Origin of the sequence: Paracoccus onchidii (genome assembly GCF_028294535.1) — a bacterium.
In the GTDB taxonomy this organism is placed as follows: Bacteria; Pseudomonadota; Alphaproteobacteria; order Rhodobacterales; family Rhodobacteraceae; genus Paracoccus; species Paracoccus onchidii.
Genome location: NZ_JAQBIE010000026.1, coordinates 1 through 23,325, shown reverse-complemented (window position 1 = coordinate 23,325; position 23,325 = coordinate 1). Strand labels below are relative to the sequence as shown.

General features: G+C 60.2%; 21 protein-coding genes and 2 pseudogenes. 14 read left to right on the top strand and 9 right to left on the bottom strand.

Translation table 11 applies throughout. The features are described 5' to 3' along the window. Positions 1 to 46: 46 nt before the first annotated feature. From PAF17_RS16550 to PAF17_RS16540, 3 genes are all read right to left on the bottom strand, one after another. Entirely contained in the window at positions 47 to 922 is an 876-nt protein-coding gene (locus PAF17_RS16550) for a DMT family transporter (protein WP_271890203.1), read from the bottom strand. 203 nt (positions 923 to 1,125) lie between these two features. Further along, complete coding sequence (locus tag PAF17_RS16545) at positions 1,126 to 2,241, bottom strand: TauD/TfdA family dioxygenase (protein WP_271890202.1); 1,116 nt, start codon at positions 2,239 to 2,241, stop codon at positions 1,126 to 1,128. A gap of 184 nt (positions 2,242 to 2,425) precedes the next feature. Next, positions 2,426 to 3,040 (bottom strand): TetR/AcrR family transcriptional regulator, encoded by a 615-nt coding sequence (locus PAF17_RS16540; protein WP_271890201.1) that lies wholly within the window; start codon positions 3,038 to 3,040, stop codon positions 2,426 to 2,428. Positions 3,041 to 3,147: 107 nt separating this feature from the next. On the opposite strand from PAF17_RS16540, the gene PAF17_RS16535 reads away from it, so the two are divergent. Next, complete coding sequence (locus PAF17_RS16535) at positions 3,148 to 4,677, top strand: MFS transporter (protein WP_271890200.1); 1,530 nt, start codon at positions 3,148 to 3,150, stop codon at positions 4,675 to 4,677. Continuing rightward, entirely contained in the window at positions 4,677 to 5,699 is a 1,023-nt protein-coding gene (locus PAF17_RS16530; protein WP_271890199.1) for an HlyD family secretion protein, read from the top strand. Before PAF17_RS16535 ends, PAF17_RS16530 begins: the two co-directional genes overlap by 1 nt. Positions 5,700 to 5,779: 80 nt before the next feature. Here PAF17_RS16530 and PAF17_RS16525 read toward each other — a convergent pair. The 3 genes and pseudogenes from PAF17_RS16525 to PAF17_RS16515 form a co-directional block, all read right to left on the bottom strand. Continuing rightward, positions 5,780 to 6,651 (bottom strand): annotated as a pseudogene (locus tag PAF17_RS16525) (aldehyde dehydrogenase family protein). Between the two features lie 150 nt (positions 6,652 to 6,801). Next, positions 6,802 to 6,942, bottom strand: a complete 141-nt coding sequence (locus tag PAF17_RS16520; RefSeq protein WP_271890198.1) for a hypothetical protein — start codon at positions 6,940 to 6,942, stop codon at positions 6,802 to 6,804. 31 nt (positions 6,943 to 6,973) lie between these two features. After that, positions 6,974 to 7,249, bottom strand: coding sequence for a hypothetical protein (locus PAF17_RS16515; protein WP_271890231.1), 276 nt, complete (start codon positions 7,247 to 7,249; stop codon positions 6,974 to 6,976). Between the two features lie 63 nt (positions 7,250 to 7,312). On the opposite strand from PAF17_RS16515, the pseudogene PAF17_RS16510 reads away from it, so the two are divergent. Next, positions 7,313 to 7,541, top strand: a pseudogene (locus PAF17_RS16510) (transposase); the annotation flags it as partial. Between the two features lie 203 nt (positions 7,542 to 7,744). Here PAF17_RS16510 and PAF17_RS16505 read toward each other — a convergent pair. Both PAF17_RS16505 and PAF17_RS16500 read right to left on the bottom strand, forming a co-directional pair. Further along, positions 7,745 to 7,981 carry a hypothetical protein gene (locus tag PAF17_RS16505; RefSeq protein WP_271890233.1) on the bottom strand — a complete coding sequence of 79 codons (237 nt, stop codon included), beginning with the start codon at positions 7,979 to 7,981 and terminating at the stop codon, positions 7,745 to 7,747. A gap of 95 nt (positions 7,982 to 8,076) precedes the next feature. Continuing rightward, positions 8,077 to 9,027: a LysR family transcriptional regulator gene (locus tag PAF17_RS16500; RefSeq protein ID WP_271890197.1), complete on the bottom strand. Its 951-nt coding sequence runs from the start codon at positions 9,025 to 9,027 to the stop codon at positions 8,077 to 8,079. 128 nt (positions 9,028 to 9,155) lie between these two features. On the opposite strand from PAF17_RS16500, the gene PAF17_RS16495 reads away from it, so the two are divergent. The 9 genes from PAF17_RS16495 (at position 9,156) to PAF17_RS16455 (ending at position 19,216) form a co-directional block, all read left to right on the top strand. After that, positions 9,156 to 10,016 (top strand): D-amino-acid transaminase, encoded by an 861-nt coding sequence (locus tag PAF17_RS16495; protein WP_271890196.1) that lies wholly within the window; start codon positions 9,156 to 9,158, stop codon positions 10,014 to 10,016. A 12-nt stretch (positions 10,017 to 10,028) separates the two neighbouring features. Further along, entirely contained in the window at positions 10,029 to 11,060 is a 1,032-nt protein-coding gene (locus tag PAF17_RS16490) for a DmpA family aminopeptidase (protein ID WP_271890195.1), read from the top strand. A 121-nt stretch (positions 11,061 to 11,181) separates the two neighbouring features. Beyond that, positions 11,182 to 12,057, top strand: a complete 876-nt coding sequence (locus tag PAF17_RS16485; RefSeq protein ID WP_271890194.1) for a MurR/RpiR family transcriptional regulator — start codon at positions 11,182 to 11,184, stop codon at positions 12,055 to 12,057. Next, a complete protein-coding gene (locus tag PAF17_RS16480) occupies positions 12,054 to 13,934 on the top strand; it encodes a dipeptide ABC transporter ATP-binding protein (protein WP_271890193.1) in 1,881 nt (626 codons plus the stop codon). Before PAF17_RS16485 ends, PAF17_RS16480 begins: the two co-directional genes overlap by 4 nt. A 40-nt stretch (positions 13,935 to 13,974) precedes the next feature. Continuing rightward, positions 13,975 to 15,501 (top strand): glutathione ABC transporter substrate-binding protein, encoded by a 1,527-nt coding sequence (locus PAF17_RS16475; RefSeq protein WP_271890192.1) that lies wholly within the window; start codon positions 13,975 to 13,977, stop codon positions 15,499 to 15,501. A 113-nt stretch (positions 15,502 to 15,614) separates the two neighbouring features. Beyond that, entirely contained in the window at positions 15,615 to 16,535 is a 921-nt protein-coding gene (gene gsiC, locus PAF17_RS16470; protein WP_271890191.1) for a glutathione ABC transporter permease GsiC, read from the top strand. Continuing rightward, a complete protein-coding gene (locus PAF17_RS16465) occupies positions 16,532 to 17,416 on the top strand; it encodes an ABC transporter permease subunit (protein WP_271890190.1) in 885 nt (294 codons plus the stop codon). Before gsiC ends, PAF17_RS16465 begins: the two co-directional genes overlap by 4 nt. Positions 17,417 to 17,425: 9 nt before the next feature. Then, positions 17,426 to 18,244: a M55 family metallopeptidase gene (locus PAF17_RS16460; RefSeq protein ID WP_271890189.1), complete on the top strand. Its 819-nt coding sequence runs from the start codon at positions 17,426 to 17,428 to the stop codon at positions 18,242 to 18,244. A gap of 21 nt (positions 18,245 to 18,265) precedes the next feature. Further along, on the top strand, positions 18,266 to 19,216 hold the full coding sequence (locus PAF17_RS16455) for an isoaspartyl peptidase/L-asparaginase family protein (RefSeq protein ID WP_271890188.1): 951 nt from the start codon (positions 18,266 to 18,268) through the stop codon (positions 19,214 to 19,216). A 17-nt stretch (positions 19,217 to 19,233) separates the two neighbouring features. On the opposite strand, the gene PAF17_RS16450 is transcribed toward PAF17_RS16455, so the two are convergent. Further along, entirely contained in the window at positions 19,234 to 20,244 is a 1,011-nt protein-coding gene (locus PAF17_RS16450) for a LysR family transcriptional regulator (protein WP_271890187.1), read from the bottom strand. 295 nt (positions 20,245 to 20,539) lie between these two features. Here PAF17_RS16450 and PAF17_RS16445 point away from each other — a divergent pair, with 295 nt between their 5' ends. Next, a complete protein-coding gene (locus PAF17_RS16445) occupies positions 20,540 to 22,960 on the top strand; it encodes a GcvT family protein (protein WP_271890186.1) in 2,421 nt (806 codons plus the stop codon). A gap of 85 nt (positions 22,961 to 23,045) precedes the next feature. Continuing rightward, positions 23,046 to 23,325, top strand: a 280-nt coding sequence (locus PAF17_RS16440) for an electron transfer flavoprotein subunit beta/FixA family protein (RefSeq protein ID WP_408636437.1), incomplete at its 3' end; no start/stop codon positions are given.

The following is a 23,325-nucleotide window of genomic DNA, read 5'->3' as shown; positions in this document are numbered from 1 at the left end:
ACACTGAACAGACCGCAATGGTTGCGTCAGAGATCGGTTCGAAAATCTAGGTCGAGGCAGCGATCAGTCCGGCGACCCCTGCGATGACCAGCCCAAATCCGATCAGCTGAGGTTTGGAAACCCCTTCGCGCATGATCCGGCCGGATACGAACTGCGCCATGATCACCTCGACCAGACCGAGTGTGCGCACATTCGCGGCCGAGGTCATGCTGAATCCCGTGAACCAGAAGAACGAGGCAAGGGCACCCAGAAATCCTGCCCCCAGGGATGACCGCCACAGGCGCATCATGCCACGCAAGACGCCGGGATCGCGCAACAATAGCCAGAGAACGATCATCACCGTTTGCAACGCCTGCGTGACCACCAAGGCCGTCAACGCCCGCGTCACATTCGATCCATGCGCAAGGTCCAGAACGCCGGCACGGACGCCGATCGCGGTCAGGCCGAATAGTCCACCCGAAATGATTCCCAATGCGGCTGCGCGCCATGCGCCTCCGCGCCACTCAAAACCTGAAATCAGCAGGACGCCGAAGGTCGCTGTTGCGATGGCCACCAACATCGGGCCGGACAAGGCATCCTGCAACAGAACCGCGCCGACGATTGCCACGCTGATCGGCTCGGTCTTGATCAGGGCGGTCGTGACCCCGAAGCTGCGCCTTCGCATTGTGGCCAGCATCAGTGCCGTTGCCAGAATCTGCGCCACGCTTGCAAGCAGGAACCAGCCCGTCGCGGGCAGGCCGGGCATTGGAATGGCATGCCAGAACGACCAAAGCGTCAGGGCTGCAACAGCGAATGGAAGGCCAAAGACAAATCGCACGGCTGTGGCGCCGATGGTGCCGATTTCAGCCGTCAGCCCGCGTTGCGCCGCATTGCGCCCGGTCTGTGCGGCCGCTGCCAGCAAGGTCACGGGGATCCACCACATCAGTCGGTTGCCGCCATCTGGTGGCGCAACCGGTGCAGGTCATTTCTGCCGGCGGGCATGGTCTGTGCACTCAGGGTCATGGGTGCCTTCAAGGCCCGCCGGTCGTGTTTGTCAAGCCGATGCCGCAGCGCAGGTTGGCCTGTCATGTGTTTGGCATGTGCTATGGCCCCGCGATGGGGGCCATAGCCGCGATGGGGAATGGGTCAACCCTGGGGGCGGTGCAGCACGCGAATACGGCTGTCCCATTCGCCCCGGTCCACATAACACCCGTGCAGGTGGCGAAATCCGGTCGACGGATCAAAGGCTTCCCGGCCATGCATGACGCGGCGATTGTCGAACACGACCATTTCTCCGCCCGACAGCCGCAGCGCGATGCCATAGGCGGGATCGCGGGTCATTTGCATGAACTGCCGATAGGCCCGGTAGAATGGTGCAAGCAGCGCAGGGTCCAGATCGAGAATATCTGCCAGATGGGCATTGAAGCAGATCTCGGAAACCTCGCCGCGCGTATCCAGGGTAATCACTGCCTTGCGCGAACGGATGTCGGTCTGGCGGTCGTGAAAGCGGAACGGCACGGTGGTGTCCGACAGCACCCTGAACGCATCGGGGTGCTGTGCGCGCAGATCCCTTGCCACCGCCACGCCGTCACAAAAGGTCGAGCCACCACCCGTGGCCTCATTGGCAAGGCAGTGCAGGAACTGATATCCGGGTAGCAATTCCTGATTGGTCAGATCCGTATGCAGGGGCAGTGCGTCCGACGTATAGGCCAGATTGTTCGGATCCGGCTTGGACATCACCTCGAAGGTCAGGCCGAAATTGGTTTCGCGCAAATGCCCCACGCGGCGGGCGATTTCGACTCCGGCTTCCGTCGTGTCTGCCAATCCCGTCACGATAGAAAGGCCATAGCGTTTGGTGGTTGCAAGCCAATCCGACAACCCTGACTCAGATGACAGGATGGCATCGGCCGAATGGCGCGGCACGCCACCGCCGCCCAGTTCGGCCCGCCAGGGCAAAGGGGTGATGTCCGCCGGATCGGGGCGTGGTTGCCCTGGACGATGGGCCTTGATCCAATCCAGATCAAAATGGCTGGGTGTGTCCTGATCGGGCCATTTCACGACAAGCGTGTTTGATGCCAGCGTCGCCTCGGTCGGCGATATGTCCAGCTGCACCGCCGTCAGATCGAAAACGCGTTCACCGGTTTGCGGGTGAAAACCTGCGGGATCGGTGTCGCGAAGCCAGATAAAGGGAAATGCGCCGACAGTGCCGTCGGGCCATCGAATGTCAAGGCCATCGGCCCTGGTGGCAAGGGTAGGTTGCATGGATGTCTCCGGGATGGAATGTTGATTGGTCGCGTTGGATCAACCACCCAAGGGGGGCGGCCACCATGCATGGGCCTTGGCATGGGGGTGGCCCGGACATCTTCCCAGAACGGTACACATCCTCGGATGAAAACATGGAACGCCGCATGGGCGCAAGCAGATCGCGGGATCCAAGGTTCGGCGGCTAGTCGACGGATACGCCATGCAGAAAGACCGTGGTCGCCGCATGGGCGATGTCGGCGATTTCATCATCGTCCGGTGTCGCCCGCAGTCCGAGCATCAGATCAAATAGCAGATCGCTGCGCAGCAGGCCCAGGAATTGCCGGGCGGCGGCATCTGGGTCGGCGGCCTTGATCTCGCCTGCCTGTGCCGCCTGAGCAATCACCTGCGCCAGCCAGACACGGCCCTGGCGTGGCCCCAGATCGCGAAATAGCCGTCCAAGTTCAGGAAATCTGCCGGCTTCGCTGGCCACCAGTCGATAAATCCCGATGGTGCGCGGCTGCGCGATCAGTCGCAGCAATTTTGTGGCGAACCGTTCCAACCGTTCGGGCAGTGGCAGGTCCTTGGCGTCAAAACCGCCTGATTCATCAAACAGGCGGGTCGCGTGTGCACGCATGATCGCCTCGAACAGGCCGGTCTTGTTGCCAAACAGGGCATAGATCGTCCTCTTGGAGCCGCCGACCCGCTCGATGATGGCATCGATGCTGGTATTGGCAAATCCGTTCTCGATGAAAAGCTCGGCTGCCGCCGTCAGGATCGCGTTGCGGCGTGGATCATCATCCGGTGCGTCGTCGTTCATTGGCGGTCTTTCGCGGTTTGGGCCTTGACTTGGTAATATATGTTACCATATCGCAGCTACAACTCGGTAACAAGCATTACCGGATGATCCATCGATGCGAAGGCAACATGACCGGTTCTGCTACATCCACACCGACGCCCGGCCTGCCGCTGCGTTCGGTTGCTGCGTTGACGGGGGTCTTCATCTCGGCGCTTGCCTCTGGGCTGATCAGTCGCAGTGGCAGCCTTGCTTTGGGCGATATTCGCGCAGAACTGGGCATCGGGATTGATGGCGGCTCGTGGCTGGCGACATTGTATTGCAGCGGCGAATTGATGGTGATGCCCTTTGCGGGGTGGTTCGCGGTCACTTTTTCGGTGCGCCGTTTCCACACACTGGTGCTGTGGACGTCGGCGTTGATTGCGCTGGCTTTGCCCATGGTCGTGAACCCGCAACTCGCGATGGCCATGAAGCTGGTGCAGGGCATGGCGGGTGGGGCGCTGGTGCCCTTGTTGATGATGATGGCCATGAAATTGCTGCCTGCGCCGATCCGGCTCTATGGGCTTGCGCTGTATTCGCTGACCGCAACCTTTGTTCCCAATATCGCCATCTGGAGCGTCGGGATGTGGAGCGACGGCATCGAGGATTTGCGTTGGATAGCCTGGCAGTTTCTGCCTGCCGCACTGATCGCGACAGCGCTGGTGAATTGGGGTATGCCGAAAGAAGAGGTGAAATGGTCCCGCTTTGCCAGTGTGAACTGGCTTGGTCTGATCGCGGGTCTGTTTGCGTTGCTGTGTTTTGGTATTGGCTTGGCGCAGGGCAACCGGCTGGATTGGTTCAATTCGCCACTGCTCAGGTTCTGTCTGATTTCGGGGGCGCTGGGTTTTCTGGTCTTTATTGCCAGCGAATGGTCGCACCCGGCGCCCTTCATACGTTTTCAGTTGCTGGGCCGGCGGAATCTGGCGGTGGGCTTTTCGGCCTTCGTGTTGATGCTGATCGCGATGAATTCCGCCGCAGCGGTTCCGATGGAGTTTCTGGCTGTTACCCAGGGCTACCGCCCGCTTCAAAGCGCGCCCATCGGGTTGATCGTGGCGTTGCCGCAGCTGTTCATTGGAACCGCTGTTGCGTTTCTTCTGTATCAAAAGTGGATAGACGGGCGGGCGCTGTTTTCATTGGGGCTGGCGCTGATCGGGTTGTCCTGTCTGTTGGCGTCGCGGCTTGATGCAAGCTGGACCTGGCACGAATTCGTGTTCATTCAGACCATGCAGGCGTTCGGTCAGCCCCTTGCGATCATTCCAATGCTGTTTCTGACGACCAGCGTTGTGCAACCCGCCGAAGGTCCGTTCATTGCGGGTTTGGTAAACTGCCTGCGTTCGCTTGGCGCGCTGATCGCGGCGGCGATCATCGGACGGTTCGATCTGGTGCGCGATCAGTTTCACCAAACGATGCTGATTGATCACTTTGGTCATGTGCAGAATCATCTGCCCTTGCCGGTCTCAAATATCAGCGCGCTGATTTCCGCGCAGGTTACGGCGCTGACTACCGCTGACAAATACCTGCTGCTGGGTTGGGTGGCGCTGCTGCTTGTGCCGGCCGGATTGCTTTTCATGCATGTTCCGGCGCCCGGATCCGGCAGCAATGTGAAAACGGAGCAATCCTGATGTTGAAAAGATTTTCTATACTGGGCGGGTTGATCCTGGCCGTGATGGCCACAGCCGCCTTTGTGAACCGGCCTGAAGCCATGCGGAGCGTTCAATCCACCAAGGATGCCTATCTTCAGGCAGACTATACCAATGTCGCGCCTCGGATCAGCGCAACCGTCGTCGAGGTTCTGGTCAAGGAAAACCAGTATGTCGACAAGGGGGCTGTCCTTGCGCGGCTGGATGATCGCGATCAGAAGATCGCGGTGCAGACCGCGCAGGCGGCGCTGGATGCGGCACGCGCGAATCTCAGGATGCTGCGCGCCGAAACCGATATGCAGGATCTGGTGATTGAACAGGCCAACGCGACGCTAGAGGCTGATCACGCTGCGCTGACGCTGGCGCAGACCCAAGAGAAACGTCTTCGCAAGCTGGTCGCGCGCAAGTCATCACCGCAAAGCCTGCTGGATGAGGCGTTGTCGAACCTGACTTCGGCCGAGGCTGCGCTGCGCAGCGATACGGCCAAGCATGATGCGGCCCGCCGTCAGATCGAGGTATATGCGGCCCAACAGGATGCCGCCAAGGCGGCTGTGTCTCAGGCCGAGGTTGCGTTGGCGAATGCGCAACTTGAGCTGTCTTATACGATGATCGTGGCCCCGATTTCCGGGACGGTCGGGCAGATGAACCTGCGTGTGGGGGGCTATGCCCCGGCAGGAAACACATTGGCATCGATCGTGCCGCTGCAGAATATCTATGTCGAGGCGCGTTTTCGCGAGACCCAGCTGGCGCGGGTTCGGCCGGGCCAGCCGGTCCGGTTTTCGGTTGATGGCATTCCCGGCCATGAATTCACCGGCACAGTAGATTCGATCGGTCCAGCCAGCGGCGCCAGCTATAGTGCCTTGTCCGCGCAGAATGCGACCGGAAACTTTACCAAGGTCGCGCAACGTCTGCCGGTGCGCATCAGTGTTGATCCCGATCAGGCCAATGCCGATATCATGCGGGTCGGGATGTCGGTGGTTCCGCGGATCGACGTTTCCGGCTGAGCCGGGCCGAATAATCGGGAAAGGGGGCAGTCGCCCCCCTTTTTCGTTCGCGGTTATCGAGGTCGGAAAAAACGGGGTCCTCAGCGATGGCTGACGAATTTGGATTTCTGGAACGGTTCAAGGATGGATTGGCCACCTTCGGTGCCGTATCCGCTTTCCTTCCATCCGCCCAAGGGAATTTCGGGCATATGGGCGGGGATGTCGTTGATGCCTACGACGCCATAGTCAAGCGCCCGGGCCAATCGCCGCTGCCGTCCGGCAATTGCGGTAAAGACATAGCTGGAAAGTCCGAATTCCAGTCCGTTGGCTTGCTGCAACATTTCGGCTTCATCGCTGAAACGCTGAATTACGGCAATAGGACCAAAGGGTTCTTCGCGCATAACGCGCGAGTCCGGGTCCAGATCGGACAGAACCGTCGGGGCATAGAAGGCGCCGGTATTGCCAATCCGGCACCCGCCAATGTGCAGCTTGGCCCCTCGGGCAACCGCGTCATCGACCAACTCTGCAACCGCGTTCAGGCGCCGCTCGCTGAGCAGTGGGCCCATGGCGCTTTCGGGATCGGTTCCCGGACCAACCTGAATTTCACCGGCCTTCTGGGCAAAACGCTCCAAAAACCGGTCATGGATCTTGTCTTCGACAAAAAACGTGTCGGCGACACGCAGATTTGGCCGGCATTTGCGAATTTCGCCTGTGCCAGATCATCGGCCAGCGCCACTGGATCCGTATGGTCGCAAATGATGACCGGGGCATGCCCGCCCCGTTCCATGGTGACGGGTTTCATCGCCCGCCCAGCCTGTTCTGCCAGCAGCTTGCCCACCGGGGTCGAGCCGGTGAAGGTCACTTTCGTGACTTGGAGGGCCGGAATGAGATACGAGGAGATCTCGGCAGGGATGCCAGATACCACCGAAGTCGCCGCCTGTGGCACACAGGCATCCAGCAAGGCCCGCGACATGCCCAGCACCGACGCGGGCGTTTCCTAGGGCGATTTGCAGAGCATGGCGCATCCGGCACCAAGCGCGCCCGCGAATTTCTTCGCGACCTGCGCCATGGGGAAGTCCCTTGGCGCAGGTCGCGACGGTGAATCTCGATGGTGATGCGGTTGTCAGCGCAAGTTCAGGTCGTCGCGTGTCGCATGGGCAACGCGCCCGATGACACCGCCGTTGGCGGGGTCGATGACCTCTTGCCATTGATCGCTGCTTCCTGCGCGTTCCTGGCCGTCGATCAGCAATTTGAAATCCAGCATCACCTTACCCGCCTGCCGTTTCAAGCGCCGTCTACGGTGATGCGGTGTGGGCATCCGGGTCGCGGACGACGGCTGCAATGGCACGATCTGCCATGGGCCCCGAAAGGCCAAGATAGGCTTCCGGACCACAGTGCTGGCGCAGTTTTTCTTCGCTACCCAAGGTCGCGACGATCTGTTCGTTCTGGCTCAGGATATCCGCAAGCGACAATTTCCGTTCCAGTGCCGTGCGACATGCATCAACTACCACCTCATGCGCAAGCGGGCGTCCCATCTTGGGCGCCATGGCCATCATGACAGCCTCTGCCAGGCTCTGTTGCGAAAATTCCGTGTGGGTTTTCTTCTCATGGATCCAGTTTGGTAGCTGGGGTGCATGGGCAGCCCTACACCCCCAAACTGCAAGACCAGCAACTGGCCAGGCTATAATGAAGCGCTCAGGCGCTGGGGCTCGCTGACGAACTGGTTCGATCCCGAAATGATCTGAGAGGCCGCGCCGACAGGCAAGCGTGGCCACCAGCAGAGTTACCGCCATATGGACGTGGCTCTCGGTGAAGGTGTTGTTCGGCATGGCGCTTGGGCAGACGACCGGGTTCGTTGAAACTCCACCTCGATCATACGCCTCAATGGCCACCCAGGATTACACCGATGAAGGCGCAGAAATTACACCACGTCCTCGGACGCTCACTTCGCCCGGGCTACCCGAATATGCAGCCGCATATATGGCCGTTCCGGCCCTTGGCGTCGCATGTCCGTGCGGGGCCGACCCTTGTTTGAATTTCAGGAGGAAACACGAATATCAAACTGGTTATCGCGACAGCCTTTGCCGCGTTTTCGCTGATCTCGGCACCGATGAGCGCGGGCCGTTCAGGCCGAGCTGGTCGACAATTGCATCAAGAATGATGCAGGGGCCTATCCCCAAGACATCGCTCCGGCATGCGCGGCGACGGATGCCTTTGTCGATGCCTTCAATTCCGGTGATGAAGTCGCACTGGCCAACATATTGAGCTAGCCGCATGTCCGGATTTCCGGTGGAAATGTCCATGTGTGGCAAACCCCCGGTGAATATGCGGCGGATCAGGACAAGACCGCATTGCAGGCAATCGGCTGGAAAGAGTCGCGCTGGGGTTTTGGTTCAAGCTATTGCGGGGCAGGGCGGTGCTTGTCCTGCCCTTGCAATGCGAATTGACGCAGGTTGTTCCACAGCGGGTCTGAAATACCGCTTTGATTGTGCGGTGTGCGACAGCGATACAGGCGGATCTCGATCTCTAGATGCCAGCCGGGGTCGTTCGTGGCGGTGATCAGCCGACCGTGCCGCAGATCGTCTGCGATCAACGAGCCGGGCAACCAGCAAACCCCGCGCCCTTCCAGCGCCAGGGCGCGCAAGCCGATGCACATGGCGCTTTCATGCGTGACCCGGCGCGGCATCTTTCGACTTGAAAACAGGCGCTTCAGCGCGGTGCCAAAGAACGATGCATGACCATAGTCGAGATAAGGGATTTCGGCATCGCTATCGCCCGCAAACACCGCCCGCAGCCTGTCGTTTTGCAGCTCGGGCGCCATGACGGGCTGGATCACGTCACGATCCAGCGCAATCCAGTCGAACTGGCGAGGGTCCAGCAGCATCGGCACATATGGATGGGCGTAGGTTAACAGCAGATCGGCCTCGCCATCGACCAGCGCGTCGAGATTGGCCTCGATCCCGCCGCGATCCGGGATCAACCGGGTCCGGGCCTCGGGCATTTGCCGATCCAGCTGTTGCAGCCATCGCGGCAACGTGGTCACCGTCAAAGCCTGAAGGGCCGCGATATTGATGACGGGCCGGGCCTGGGCGCGCGCCGCCTGTGTTGTCGCGCGGGCCTCTTGCATGGTGCGGATGGCGCCCTGAGCGACGGGCAGAAACGCGACGCCCTCGGGCGTCAGCTCTGCGGGCAGGGTTGCGCGGCTGACCAGATCGGCCCCAAGCCATGCCTCAAGTTGCTTGATGCGGCGGCTGAACGCGGATTGGGTCACGTTGCGGATCTCGGCTGCGCGTGAAAAGCTGCCGGTCGAGGCAAGCGCCACGAAATCCTTTAACCACTTTAATTCCATCGCCATTTCTCCGCGGTTTCATGTTTGCTTCCGGACTTATGCAAATCTTGCATAATTGGTCCCGGATCAAGCATTGGCCTTATTCTGATGCTGCGCCTAGCTTGTCGCGAGTTTTTCAGGACAGGGCAATGACGCGGCAAATTTTCTTGAATGGCAGCTATTTTCCCGAACATCAGGCATCTGTGCCGGTGATGGATCGCGGGTTGCTGTTCGGCGATGCGATTTACGAAGTGACGGCGATGCTGGATGGACGCATGATCGACAATGATCTTCATCTTGCCCGACTCCAGCGTTCATTGGGTGAAATCAATATCCCGATGCCCATGCCGATTGAAGATATCATTGAGATGCAGATCGAGCTGGTGCGGCGCAACGCCATGACTGACGGCACGATCTATATGCAGGTGTCGCGGGGTGCGGAAGAGCGGAACTTTCTGCCGTCCGAAGGTCTGAAGCCCGGCTTTGTCGCCTTTACGCAACCCAAGAAGCTGGACCGCAACCCCGCACAGCAAGTCGGGGCAAAAATGGCGCTGCTGCCCGATCCGCGCTGGTCGCGGCGCGATATCAAGACGGTCATGTTGCTGGGCCAGGTGAACGCCAAGCAGAGCGCAAAGCTGGACGGGTTTGACGATGTCTGGATGTTCGAAGATGGCTGCGTGACCGAAGGCGCGTCATCCACTGCCTTTGTCGTCACTGGGGATGGCGAGATCGTGACCCGTCCCAATTCGACCGCAATCCTGCCGGGCTGCACCCGTCAGGCGGTTATCGCAATCGCCAGGGATCACGGAATGCCGGTGCACGAGCGGGCGATTGCGCTGGAAGAAATCCCACATGTCGCCGAAGCGTTTCTGACCAGTGCTTCCAGCCTTGTTCAACCGGTCATCCAGATTGGTGCGTCCGTGATCGGCTCGGGGCAGCCCGGCCCGGTGACACGGCAATTGCAGAAGCTGTATCTGGAGGCTGCGCGCAGCGGCGCACGCATTACCTAGAAGGGAAACGGCATGGCCAGAATCCGACAGTTCGATATCACGCCGGGCATCATGGCGACGGGAAAGCGCAATGCAATCACGGATGTATCCGGGGTGCAGGTCGGTCACGTCACCCTGTCATCCGGCGACGTGAACACCGGGGTCACGGCCATCATTCCGCAGCCGGGAAACCTGTTCGAGAACAAGTTGACGGCCTCGGTGGAGGTGATCAATGGCTTCGGCAAGAGCGCGGGGCTGGTGCAGGTTGCCGAGCTGGGCAGTCTGGAAACGCCGATCCTGCTGACCAATACCTTCGGGGTTGGAACCTGCAGCAACGCGCTGATCCGGCATGCGGTTGCCCAAAACCCAACGATCGGGCGGGCGACCTCGACCGTGAATCCTGTCGTCTGCGAATGCAATGACGGTGTGCTGTCGGACATTCAGGCCATGGCCGTATCCGAGGCCGACGCCTTGCGTGCGATTGAAATTGCGCAATCCGACATGCAGGAAGGATCGGTCGGGGCAGGTGCCGGCATGATTACCTTTGGGTTCAAAGGTGGAATCGGAACGGCGTCGCGTGTGATGACCTTGCAAGGTCGCGAGCATGTGCTGGGCGCACTTGTGTTGTCGAATTTCGGGCGGGCGGGGGATCTGGTCTTGCCAGATGGGCGTCGGCCCGATCCGCGTGTCCCGCATGAGGACGAAAAGGGGTCGATCATCGTGGTGTTGGCCACGGATCTGCCCGTGGACCATCGGCAATTGTCGAGAATCTGCCGACGGGCTGGTGCCGGGATAGCCCGGCTTGGGGCATTCTATGGAAATGGCAGCGGTGACATCGTGCTGGGATTTACCAGCAGAAACCGTATCGCGCATCGGCCGGCCGAGGATGTTTCGGTCGTCGAGCGGATGTCCGACGCCCGTATCGACGATGCCTTCCGCGCCGCTTGCGAGGCGACCGAAGAGGCGATCCTGAATGCCATGAGCACGGCCACCGCAGTTCGGGGGCGCAAGGGCGCGACGCGGCCCCTGCTTGCCGATTGGTTGGGCGCAAGGCCTGAAAAGTAGTCACGCCTGGCAAGATGTGAAATTAATCCGAATGAAATTTACGACTGAAGAAAAAATAATTTCACATAGTGGCCGATTCGGTTGTAATCCTTTTGTGACGGAAACCGAGGTGAAGTGACGGATGTCGGATTTGAGGGCACTGATAGAGGCGCATTGGGCAAAGCTGACGCCCAACCAGCAGCGTATCGGTGAATACGCCCTTTCCAATCCGTTTCTTGTCGCAACGATGGGCATCGAGGATCTTGCCGAGGCCAGCGCGGTCTCTGCCCCCACGATCACGCGCTTTGTGCGCCAGTTGGGGTTGAAGAACTATGCCGAGTTCCGGGCCATTGCGGTTCGGCGCTATCAGGATCTGTTGCGCCCGATCGACAATGTCAGCCGCGCGCAGGAATCATCCAGCACCGAGGTGATCAAGGCGTCCCTGGCCTCGGCGACGGGGAATCTTGACGGATTGGCCGGTCTGTCCCCGGCGTTGTGCGACAATGTGGTGGATCAGATGGCCGCCGCAAATCAGGTGGGGTTCCTGGGGTTCGGCAGCAGCGCGCTTGGCCTGACCTATTTCCATGGCCTGACCGAAGGTTTTCTGCGTAACTCCGTCATTCTGGACGGGCGTGGGGGGCATGAACGTATCGCGCGGCAGATCGGCCGCATGGGGCCGCATGACGTGCTGATCGCGATGGCCCTGCCGCGCTATTCGGTTGCCACGGTCGAGTTTCTGCGGCTGGCGCGTGCGTCTGCCGTGCCCTGCATCGGCATTACCGACAGTGATCAATCCCCGATCTGTCAGTTCTGCGACCAGATCATCCGGTTACCTGCGGCGCATCCGGTGTTGAACAGTTCTGCATTGGCCGCCTTTGCGTTGTTCGAGGCGATCGCCGCATTGTTCACGGCCCGATATCAAAGCGCGTCCGATGCAACGGCGATGACGCGGCTGATCTTTCCCTATCTCTACACGGACGAGGATTCGTCCCAGCCCGATTCCGAGGATAATCAATGACGACAGCACGACAGGACGGTTCGGACCCCACAATCAGCGTCGAAGGACTGAACGTCGAATTTCGGGGCGAGAATGGCGTGTTCCACGCGGTCAAGGATCTGTCGTTCCATATCCGCGCGGGCGAGACTCTGGCCGTTGTCGGGGAATCCGGGTCTGGGAAATCGGTCAGTTCGCTTTCGGTGATGCGCTTGATCGAATTCGGCGGCGGGCGGATTTCGGGCGGTTCGATACGTCTGACCGGGCGCGATGGCAATCTGCGCGACATCACCGCAACGTCGATGGAACAGATGGAAGCGGTGCGCGGCAATGACGTCGCAATGATCTTTCAAGAGCCGATGACCTCGCTGAACCCGGTGTTTACCGTGGGCGAGCAAATCGCCGAAGCGGTGCGGCTGCATCAGGATTGCACCCCCGACATGGCCCGCGCCGAGGCGCTGCGTATGCTGGAAAAGGTTCGCATTCCTGACGCGAAATCCATTCTGGACCGACATCCTCACCAATTGTCGGGCGGGATGCGGCAGCGTGTGATGATTGCCATGGCGCTGTCCTGCAAGCCGCGCTTGTTGATCGCGGATGAGCCGACAACCGCATTGGATGTGACCATTCAGGCCCAGATCCTGCAATTGATCCGGCTGTTGCAGGAAGAAATGGGAATGGCCGTCCTGTTCATTACCCATGACATGGGGGTCGTCGCCGAAGTGGCGGATCGTGTTCTGGTGATGCGCCATGGCGAAAAGGTCGAGGAGGGCGACGTCCGCCAGATCTTTGAAGCACCACAGCATCCCTATACGCGCGCGCTGCTGGCGGCGGTTCCGCGGCTGGGCGCGCTGAACGGGGAAGAATTGCCGCGCCCGTTTCCGCAGCTGCGCGAGGGGGGCGATTATCGTTCGGCAGACGGGTTTGACCAATACCCATCCCAAAATACCGTCGAGGCCGGAGCGCCGGTGTTGGAGGTGCAGAACCTTGTCACGCGTTTTGATATCAGGCGGGGGCTGTTCTCGCGGGTTTCCGGGCGTGTTCATGCGGTCGAGAACGTGAATTTCAACCTGCACAAGGGTGAAACGCTGGCCCTTGTTGGTGAATCGGGCTGCGGAAAATCCACGACCGGCCGCACCTTGATGATGCTGCAAGAGGCAACCTCGGGATCGGTGCTGTATCACGGGAAGGATATTTTCCGCCTGCCGGCGCGTGAACGCAAGGCCGTGCGGCGCAAGATCCAATATGTGTTTCAGGACCCGTTCGCTTCGCTTGATCCGCGCCTGACGGTCGGATTTTCAATTGCCGAGCCGCTGATCACGCATGGGCTTGCGGCGGGGCGGGGGATCGATGAACGTGTCGCCGAGCTGTTGATCGATGTCGGTCTGCGCCCCGAACATGCGCAGCGCTACCCCTATGAATTCTCGGGCGGGCAGCGTCAGCGAATTTGCATCGCGCGGGCATTGGCGGGTGAACCCGATGTGCTGATCACGGATGAGGCCGTGGCCGCACTGGATGTGTCAATCCAGGCGCAGGTAATCAATCTGCTGATGGACCTGCAACGCAAACGCGGCCTGTCCTATGTTTTCATCAGCCATGACATGGCGGTGGTCGAACGTGTCAGTCACCGCGTGGCCGTGATGTATCTGGGGCAAATCGTGGAAATCGGCCCGCGCCGGCAAATCTTCGAGAACCCCCAGCATCCCTATACACGCCGCCTTCTGTCGGCGGTGCCCGTCGCATCCCCTGATGCTCGCGACCATCAGCGTCCGTTGATCGAAGGGGAAATCCCAAGCGCGATGCGCCGCGTCGACGACCCGCCCCTGGTCGCGCCGTTGATCGAGGTCGCGCCCGATCATTTCGTCGCGCGGCACGCCATCGGCACATTCGACGCGGCCTGATCGCCCGAACTTCGGAAAATCCAACACTAAGGAGAGGTAAATGAAACTGAAATCCATCTTGCTGTCATCGGCGCTTGGCGTTGCGATGCTGGCCCCGGCCGCCGTTTCGGCAAAGGATCTGACGGTTGCGATCCAGAACAACCTGACCGGGCTTGACCCCAGCAATGTCAACGACACGCTGTCCCAGACCTCTTTGCGGCTGATCTATCAGGGTCTGTTCGGCTTTGACAAAGACATGAAGCTGATCCCGCTGTTGGCAGAAAGCTATGAAAGCAACGCGGACGCCACCGAATTCACCATCAAGTTGCGCGAAGGCGTCAAGTTCCACGACGGCACCGATTTCAATGCGGCGGCCGTCAAGGTGAACCTCGATCGCCTGCGCAACCCGGACAACAACCTGTCGCGCCGCAGCCTGGTATCAATGATCAGCGAGGTCGAGGTCGTGGATGACCTGACCGTCAAGCTGGTGCTGGATGCGCCGTTTGGTGCCATGATCGCTTCGCTGGCCCATCCCGGCGCGATGATCATTTCGCCTGCCGCGCTGGAAAAATATGGCGATGACATCGCCCGCAATCCGGTTGGCACCGGCGCGTTCGTGTTCAAGAACTGGGCCGCGGATACATTGGAAGTGGCGCGCAACGATGATTATTGGAAGGGCCCGGCCAAGGTTGACAACGTGATCATCCGTTCGGTGCCTGAATCGGGTGCGCGGATGGCCATGCTGCAAACCGGCGAAGCGCAGTTCGTTCCGAACTTCCCGCCCGAATTGATGCAGGTCGTCGAGAAAAACGAGGATCTGAAGGTCGAGACCTCGCCTTCCATCGTCGAATACTATGTCGCGATGAACAACAACAAGGAACCTTTTGGCGATCAGAAGGTCCGTCAGGCGCTGAACCATGCGGTGGACAAGGATGCGTTTTGCCAGATCGTCTTTAGCGGCCTTTGCTCGCCTGCGGATTCGATCATTCCGGGTGGTCTGTCCTTCCATGTGAAGGCCGGAGAATATGAATTCGATCTGGATCGCGCCCGCGAATTGATGGCCGAAGCCGGTTACGAGGACGGGTTCTCGACCGAAATCTGGGCCAATTCCAACACGGAATCGCTGCGTGCGGTACAGTTCATCCAGCAGCAGTTGGCGCAGATCAATGTCGACGTGAATGTTGTTCCGCTTGAGGCCGGTGTTGCCGCGCAGCGCATCTGGTCCATCGAATCCCCCGAAGATGCCGAGGTGCAGATGTATTACGGTGGCTGGTCGTCGTCGACCGGGGATGCCGACTGGGGTATTCGTCCGCTGTTGCTGGGTGAAAATGCACCGCCCTCGATGTTCAACGTGGCCTATTATGCCAATGATGAACTGGATGCAGCGATCACCGGCGCCATTGGCACCGCCGATCCCGAAGAGCGCGCGAAATACTACGAAACCGCGCAAAAGCTGGCATGGGATGGCGCGCCCTGGATCTTTCTCGGGGTTGCCGACCTGATCGCGGCGCAGACGGCGGATGTGACCGGCGTCCATATGCTGCCCGATCGCGGTTTCCTTCTGGAAGACGCGGCTTTCGCCGAATGATCTGTCGCGGGGAACGGGCGCGTCCCGTTCCCGCATTCTGGCACGCGCCCGTCCGGTCGGGAACCGGTCGGGCAACATGTCGGGTGACGCGCCGACCTTGTTGAGACACATATATGCTATCTTTTCTGATCAAACGACTTGCGGGCATGATCCCAGTGGTGCTGATGGTGATGGTCGCCGTCTTTGCCTTTGTGCATCTGTTGCCCGGCGATCCGGCCCGCCTTGTCGCCGGCCCCGAGGCCACCGCACAGGACGTTGCCGCGGTTCGGACCGCACTGGGGCTGGACAAGCCACTGCCACAGCAGTTTCTGACCTATGTCGGCAATACGTTGCAGGGTGATTTCGGGATGTCGCTGAAAACCCGCCGCCCGGTGGTCGAAGAGATCGGGATGCGCCTGATGCCGACCGTCTGGCTTACCCTGTTCGCGATGGTCTGGTCGGTGGCGATCGGTTTGTTGATCGGCGTGGTTTCGGCCGTCAAGCGCGGGCGATGGCCCGATTATGGGGGCATGATCCTGGCCGTGTCGGGGATATCCTTTCCGCCATTCTGGCTTGGGCTGTTGTTGATCAACCTGTTTTCGGTGCGTCTGGGGTGGTTGCCGACGGGGGGGTATGGCACATGGCAGCATTTCCTGATGCCGTCCTTCACGCTTGGTCTTGGTGTGGCTGCCGTCATGGCGCGGTTCACGCGTTCGGCCTTTATCGAGATCGCACGCGAAGATTATGTGCGGACCGCCCGCGCCAAGGGTGTGCCTGAACGGTCGGTCATCTGGCGGCATTCGCTGCGCAACGCCCTGATCCCGATCATCACGATGGTGGGTTTGCAGTTCGGCTTTCTGCTGGGCGGTTCGATTGTCATCGAAAGCGTCTTTGCCTGGCCCGGCGTGGGGCGCCTGTTGGTCGATTCCGTGAGCTACCGTGACTATCCGGTTATTCAGGCGCTGGTTCTGATGTTCTCGCTTCAGTTTATCTTCATCAACCTGCTTGTTGATATCCTTTACGTTTTTGCCAATCCGGAGATCCGCTACAAATGAGCACGCTCAGCACGAATACGGATATGGTCGGCAAGACCCGCAAACCCCTTGCGGAATTCTGGCGCCGTTTCATGCGCCAGAAAGTTGCGCTGGTCGCATTGGGGTTTCTGATCCTGCTGATCGGTGCGGCAGTGTTTGCACCCTGGATCGCGCCCTACGATCCAACCCAGCCTGATTACGTGAACGTCCTGCAGGGTCCCAGCGCGCAGCATTGGGCCGGAACCGACACCTATGGCCGCGATATTTTCAGCCGCATCATCTGGGGTGCGCGGATTTCGTTGGCCGTCGGCTTTCTGTCGGTCACGTTGGGGGCGATCGGTGGCGTCGGATTGGGCATTATCGCCGGCTTTTACGGGCGCTGGATCGACAGCCTTGTCATGCGGGTCTGTGATCTGTTGCTGGCCTTTCCCGGGATCTTGCTGGCGATTGCCGTGATCGCGATCCTCGGGCCGGGGATTACAAACGTGATCTATGCCGTCGCGATCTTTTCTGTGCCGGTATTTGCGCGGCTGGCGCGCGGGACGACGCTGCAACTGAAACAGGCCGTGTATGTGGATGCCGCGCGTGCGGTGGGGGTCGCCGACCGGGTGATCATGTTGCGCCACATCCTGCCTGGCACCTTGCCGAATGTGATTGTCTATTTCTCGATGCGGATCGGCACCTCGATCCTGACGGCTGCCGCATTGTCGTTCATTGGTCTTGGTGCGCAGCCGCCCTCGCCGGAATGGGGCGCGATGCTGGCGGATGGGCGCACCTATATGGGTGTGGCGGATCATCTGACGCTGTTTCCCGGACTGGCGATCTTTTTGACGGTGCTGGGTTTCAACCTGCTGGGCGACGGTCTGCGCGATGCGCTGGACCCGAAGCTGCGCTCGCACTGAGGGGGCGTCATGCGGGTATACATTTCTGCCGATATCGAGGGCGTGGCCGGAGTGGTCTCTCCGGCGCAATGTCAGGCAGGCAACGCCGAATACGAGAAGGCCCGTGTCTTGATGACACAAGAGGTCAATGCCGTCGTCGAGGGGTTGTTGCAGGGCGGCGCGACCGAGATTCTGGTCAATGACTCTCACGGTCCGATGACCAATCTGTTGCCGGACATGCTGCATCCGGCGGCGGATGTCATTCTGGGCAAACCCAAACCCATGAACATGGCGTGCGGGCTGGATGGTGGTTTTGATCTGTTTTGCATGATCGGTCATCATTCGCGCGCGGGGGGCGGGGGCGTTCTGGCCCATACGACAAACGGCTTTGCCTTTCATGAGATACGCGTGAATGGTGTGCCCTGCGGAGAACCGGCCATCTATGGCGCCTATGCCGCCGAACTGGGCATTCCCGTTGGTTTGGTGTCGGGTGACGATCTGACCCGCGACGAAAACAAGCCATTGTTTCCCGACGCCGAGTTCGCAGTGGTCAAACATGCCATTGGTCAACGGGCGGCCCGTCAGCTGTCCGTTGAACGGGCCAGGGCATTGCTGCGCAAAGCGGCTTGCGTCGCTGCGTCCCGTCAGGATCGCAGCCCCCCCAAACGGCCCGAAGGGCCGTTTCAGGTAGAGTTTGTCATGTCCAAGGCCGTGCTCGCGGATCAGTTCGAAGTGTTGCCCCCTGCGACACGCATCGATCCGATGACCATTGCCTTTGACTGTGGCAGCATGGCCGAGGTGATCGGCTGGATGACCGCATTGTCCGCAATGAGTTTTGCGGTTCGTTAACAATCAATTCCGAGGCCAGGTTTGTCCCCAAAGATTTCACCCGTTATCGCATTGCATGGTGGTGCCGGAACCATTCTGCCCAGCAAGATCACCCCGCAGCAGGAGGCCGATTACCATGCCGCCTTGCGGGCATGTCTGACGGCCGGGCTTGATCTGCTTCAACAGGGCGGTTCGGCGTTGGATGCCGTGACCGCGGCCGTGATGGCGCTTGAGGATGATCCATTGTTCAATGCGGGGCGTGGCGCGGTGTTCACATCGGATCGGACGCATGAAATGGATGCGGCGGTGATGCAGGGCACGACCCGCGAATGCGGCGCGATCGCCGGGATCTGTGGTCCGAGGCACCCGGTTCTGGCCGCCCGCGCCGTGATGGAACAATCCGAACATGTTCTTCTGAGCGGCGAAGGTGCGGCGCGTTTCTGCGACACCGCCGGGTTGGAGATGATGCCGGCCGACTGGTTCGGCACAGAGGTGCGGCGCCAGTCGCTCGAGGCCGAGCTGGAGCGCCGCCGCCAGAACCTGCCCGATGATGGCGATCCTGCGCGCAAACATGGCACGGTCGGGGCTGTGGCCTGCGATTCCGGGGGGCATCTTGCCGCAGCGACATCGACCGGTGGCATGACCGCGAAACTGCCCGGACGCGTCGGTGACAGCCCTGTGATCGGGGCCGGAACATGGGCCGATGACCAGACATTGGCAATGTCGGCGACCGGACATGGCGAATATTTCATCCGGTGGGCAACCGGCCACGAAATCGACGCCAGGATGCGCTGGGGCGGCCAGGATCTGGCCCGTGCGGCAGGTGATGTCGTGGCCGAACTTGGTCAGCGTGGCGGATCTGGCGGTCTGGTTGCGGTTGACGCAGACGGGAATATCGTGCTGCCGTTCAACAGTCCGGGAATGTATCGGGCCTGGTGCGGACGTGATGGCCAGATCCATACAGCCATTTTCGGGGACCAGCCCCCGGTCTGAGCCATGGCACCGCGTTGTCAGATCAGCGTCTCGTTATAGATCTCGATCGCATCGGTCAGATGGGGCGCCAGCCGCGAAAATTCGGATAGCGCATCCTGGCGCAGCAATGTGCGACATTGCTGCGCCAGCGAGTCCGGCATCGAACCCAGTTCTTCAAGCCGGTGAATCAGATAGATCTGCCGTGACAGCCCGGCAAAGGGCAGGGGCCAGATATCGATGCTTTCGCGAAAGCGGATCGAGTCAAGCAGGCTCAGTGGTGTTGTCAGGGTCCAGCCTCCGGTCTTGGCAACCGTCGCGATGACCGATCGGCTGGCCTCGAATGAGAAGCGGCGCGGGAACTGGACGCTCAACCGCTTGAGATGCGCCGACACCATGCGCCCCATCGGCATGGCATCGGAATACTGGATGAAAGGCAGCGTCTCCAGCTGGCTTCGCCAGTCGAGATTGTTGGAATAGGCCCCACGGGCGGTGACAAGCACGAATTTCTCGCGCAGCAGTTGCAGGACCTGAAACTTGTGCATGTCAGCGGGAATGATGGCGGTCACCGCAATATCGGCATCACGGGACAACAGCCTTGCCGTGACCTGATCGGACCGCCCCGAAAAGGTTCGGATAAAGCAGCGCGGAAGGCGCGCCTGCATCGACGCGGCAAGCGAGGGCGTCAACGAGGCGTCCAGATCATCGATGATCGCGAAATTCAGCAGGGGCAGGCTGCCGAGGTTCAGTTCCGCCAAAGAGGCTTCGGCGATGGAAACGGTCGTCAGGATGCGATGTGCATGCAGGGCCAGCGCCTGACCCACGGGTGTCAGCGAAATCGGCTTTTGCGTGCGATCAAACAGCTTGCTGCCGATTCCGGTCTCCATGGCGGTAACCTGCTGGGAGACGTTGGATTTGCTGATCCCCAGTTTTTTCGCGGCACCCGCCACCGAACCGGTTTCCTCGACTGCGACAAAAACCCGCAGACTGCGCAGGCTGAGCTTGCCCTGTGTTGCCATCTGGTTTTCGGATGTGGAACCCGTGCGCGACATCTGCGGTACCTTTTTGCTGGAATCGGGTCAGCGGTGCATGCGGGAGAATTTGCCGAATTATTGGGCAGTTTTGACCGGACCACCCGATCGGGGCATGTTAGGCGCATTCCATGATTTTTCAAATTGTTTTCAGCATTGTAATTGGAAGTTCACAGAATAATCCTGTGGCAGGATGTTCACCTTTGGCGCGTGTGTCGTTCTGATTTCCTGAACTACTGATGACCGTGATTGACCCAAGGCCCTCGCCGCCCGTTACCTGCAGTCAAAGCGACGATATTCTGGGCAAGAGGTAGTGATGAAAAGTCAGACGCGTGTGGTGGTGATCGGTGGGGGCATTGCCGGATGTTCAACCCTGTATCACCTGACGCAAGAGGGATGGACCGATGTCGTTCTGGTCGAACGGAACGAACTGACTTCGGGGACAACCTGGCATTCCGCCGCGCAGGTGACGAATTTCGGTGCGACGCAGACCATGGTCGGGCTGAAAAGCCATTCGATCAAGCTGTACAAGGAGCTTGCCGAAGACCCCGAATATCCGATCAACTATCACCACGCCGATGGCGGGATTCGTTTGGCAAATACCGAACGTCAGATGGAAGGTTATCGCCATTTCATCAGCGTCGCCAAGGGAATGGGCGTCGATTTCGAACTGATAGATGCCGAGGAATGCGCCCGCCGCCACCCGCTGATTTCTACGGACAACCTGATTGGTGGGCTGTGGGACCCGCTGGACGGTGATATCGATCCGGCACAGTTGTGTCAGGCATTGGCCCGCCGCGCGCGTCAGGCCGGGGCCGAGGTCTATCGCAACACACCGGTGACGGGCTTGACCCAGCACCGCGATGACAGCTGGACCGTGCATACCGAACATGGCGATATTCGATGCGAGATCGTTGTGAACGCCTGCGGTTATCGGGTGAACGAAGTCGGCGCGATGATGGGGGTTCATCACCCCGTTGCCTCGATGGAGCATCAGTATTTCCTGACCGAACCGATCAAGGCAATCGAAGATGCTGGGCACCGGATGCCGCTGCTGCGCTGCCCGATCAGCGATTACTACTGTCGTCAGGAGAAAAATGGCCTGCTGGTCGGGTTCTATGAACAGGACTGCAAGACCTGGGGCATGGACGGCATCGACCCGAATTTCGTCAACGCCCTGTGCCCCGATGATCTGGACCGGGTGATGGATGTGCTGGAAGGCGCCTTCGCTCGGATGCCGGCGCTGATGGATACGGGGATCCATACTGTCGTGAACGGTCCGATCACCTATACCATTGACGGTGCGCCGCTGGTCGGCCCGATCCCGGGCAAGCGCAACGCCTTTTGCATCATCGGTCTGCGCGCCGGTCTGGGCGAGGGCGGCGGCCATGGCTGGCTGCTGGCCCAGCAGATCGTGCATGGCGAGGCCTGCTATGACACCTGGGTCATCGACCCGCGCCGTTTTACCGGCCATGGCAATGTGGAACTGACTGCGCTTAAGGCGATCGAGGATTACCAGAACGAATTCCGCTTTCACTTTCCACATGAACACCGCCCCGCAGGTCGCCCGATCAAGACCACCCCTCTGACGCCGGTGCTTGCGGCCGAGGGCGCGGATTTCGGTGTCGTGAACGGCTGGGAACGGGTCGCCTATATCAAGCCCACCCCCGATTTCCATGAAACCCACAGCTTTCGGTTCAACGAGACTTTCGATGTCATCGGCGCAGAGGTGAAGGCCGTGCAGACCGGCGTCGGCTTGACCGAGGTGAACGGTTTCAACCGGATCGAGATCACCGGCCCCGGCGCACGCGACTGGCTGGACAGGATGACTTGTGGGCGGGTGACGCGCAAGGTCGGCAAGGTCGGGCTCAGCTATCTGCTGAACCATCATGGCAATGTGAAGGCCGAGGCGACGCTGGCCAATCTCGATCAGGAAACAATCTGGTATGGATCGGCTGCGGCGTCCGAGTTCCATGATATGGATTGGCTGCAAAAGCATTTGCCGGATGACGGTTCGGTTTCACTGAAATCGCTGACCAGTGACTGGACCATTCTCGTGCTGGCGGGGCCGAAATCGCGCGATGTGCTGTCGGCGGCCTCGCGCGGTGATTGGTCAGCGCAGGCTTTCCCCTGGCTGTCGGTGCGGCACGCCTTTGTCGGTATCGCACCTGCGGTGGTGATGTCTGTCAGCTTCTCGGGCGAACTGGCCTATGAAATCCACGTCCCGAATAATCAGCTTTACGCGGCCTATCTGGCGCTGCGCAAGGCGGGTGAGACGCATGGCTTGCGTCTGTTCGGCTCGCATGCGGTGGAATCGATGCGGCTGGAAAAGGGCTATCGTCACTGGAAAGCGGATCTGATCACCGAATTCGATCCGATGGAAAGCGGGCTGGAGCGTTTTGTCAAAGCCGACAAGCCCGGTTTCATCGGCAAGGACGCGTTGACTGCACAGATGGCCAAAGGCCCGCGTCGCAAATTCGTCAGCATGGTTCTGGATTGCTCCCACGCCCCGGCGCATGGCGGCGACAGCATCCTGTCTGATGGCAAATGCATCGGCACCGTGACCTCGGCCGGATGGGGCTATCGCACAGGCAAGAATATCGCGATGGGCTTTGTCGAACCCCAATACGCACAGATCGGAACGCAGTTGTCGGTCGAGGTGATCGGCGAACCGATCGCGGCCAGCGTTGTCGATCCCTGCCTCTACGATCCGCAGAACAGTCTGATGCGCGCCTGACCGGTTGATCCGGCCCCGCGCATTCTCACAACCACGCAAGCTGGCGCCAGCGGCGCCGGTCGGAAATACACCCGAAGGAGGCAAGATGAAGGTAGTTGTGCCGGTCAAGCGCGTTATTGACTACAACGTGAAGGCGCGCGTTAAGGCTGATGGTTCTGGTGTTGATCTGGCCAATGTGAAGATGTCGATGAACCCCTTTGACGAGATTGCGGTCGAAGAGGCGATCCGGCTGAAGGAAAAGGGCGTCGCGACCGAGGTCGTGGCCGTCAGCATCGGGGTCAAGCAGGCGCAGGAAACGCTGCGCACCGCGCTGGCCATGGGCGCCGACCGCGCGATCCTGGTGGTGGCCGCCGATGACGTCCATA

What these genes read in the sequence shown, in the direction of transcription:
- PAF17_RS16550 (WP_271890203.1), bottom strand. Translation starts at nt 922, where the DNA reads ATGTGGTGGATCCCCGTGACCTTGCTGGCAGCGGCCGCACAGACCGGG.
- PAF17_RS16545 (WP_271890202.1), bottom strand. Translation starts at nt 2,241, where the DNA reads ATGCAACCTACCCTTGCCACCAGGGCCGATGGCCTTGACATTCGATGG.
- PAF17_RS16540 (WP_271890201.1), bottom strand. Translation starts at nt 3,040, where the DNA reads ATGAACGACGACGCACCGGATGATGATCCACGCCGCAACGCGATCCTG.
- PAF17_RS16535 (WP_271890200.1), top strand. Translation starts at nt 3,148, where the DNA reads ATGACCGGTTCTGCTACATCCACACCGACGCCCGGCCTGCCGCTGCGT.
- PAF17_RS16530 (WP_271890199.1), top strand. Translation starts at nt 4,677, where the DNA reads ATGTTGAAAAGATTTTCTATACTGGGCGGGTTGATCCTGGCCGTGATG.
- PAF17_RS16520 (WP_271890198.1), bottom strand. Translation starts at nt 6,942, where the DNA reads ATGCTGGATTTCAAATTGCTGATCGACGGCCAGGAACGCGCAGGAAGC.
- PAF17_RS16505 (WP_271890233.1), bottom strand. Translation starts at nt 7,981, where the DNA reads ATGGACATTTCCACCGGAAATCCGGACATGCGGCTAGCTCAATATGTT.
- PAF17_RS16500 (WP_271890197.1), bottom strand. Translation starts at nt 9,027, where the DNA reads ATGGAATTAAAGTGGTTAAAGGATTTCGTGGCGCTTGCCTCGACCGGC.
- PAF17_RS16495 (WP_271890196.1), top strand. Translation starts at nt 9,156, where the DNA reads ATGACGCGGCAAATTTTCTTGAATGGCAGCTATTTTCCCGAACATCAG.
- PAF17_RS16490 (WP_271890195.1), top strand. Translation starts at nt 10,029, where the DNA reads ATGGCCAGAATCCGACAGTTCGATATCACGCCGGGCATCATGGCGACG.
- PAF17_RS16485 (WP_271890194.1), top strand. Translation starts at nt 11,182, where the DNA reads ATGTCGGATTTGAGGGCACTGATAGAGGCGCATTGGGCAAAGCTGACG.
- PAF17_RS16480 (WP_271890193.1), top strand. Translation starts at nt 12,054, where the DNA reads ATGACGACAGCACGACAGGACGGTTCGGACCCCACAATCAGCGTCGAA.
- PAF17_RS16475 (WP_271890192.1), top strand. Translation starts at nt 13,975, where the DNA reads ATGAAACTGAAATCCATCTTGCTGTCATCGGCGCTTGGCGTTGCGATG.
- gsiC (WP_271890191.1), top strand. Translation starts at nt 15,615, where the DNA reads ATGCTATCTTTTCTGATCAAACGACTTGCGGGCATGATCCCAGTGGTG.
- PAF17_RS16465 (WP_271890190.1), top strand. Translation starts at nt 16,532, where the DNA reads ATGAGCACGCTCAGCACGAATACGGATATGGTCGGCAAGACCCGCAAA.
- PAF17_RS16460 (WP_271890189.1), top strand. Translation starts at nt 17,426, where the DNA reads ATGCGGGTATACATTTCTGCCGATATCGAGGGCGTGGCCGGAGTGGTC.
- PAF17_RS16450 (WP_271890187.1), bottom strand. Translation starts at nt 20,244, where the DNA reads ATGTCGCGCACGGGTTCCACATCCGAAAACCAGATGGCAACACAGGGC.
- PAF17_RS16445 (WP_271890186.1), top strand. Translation starts at nt 20,540, where the DNA reads ATGAAAAGTCAGACGCGTGTGGTGGTGATCGGTGGGGGCATTGCCGGA.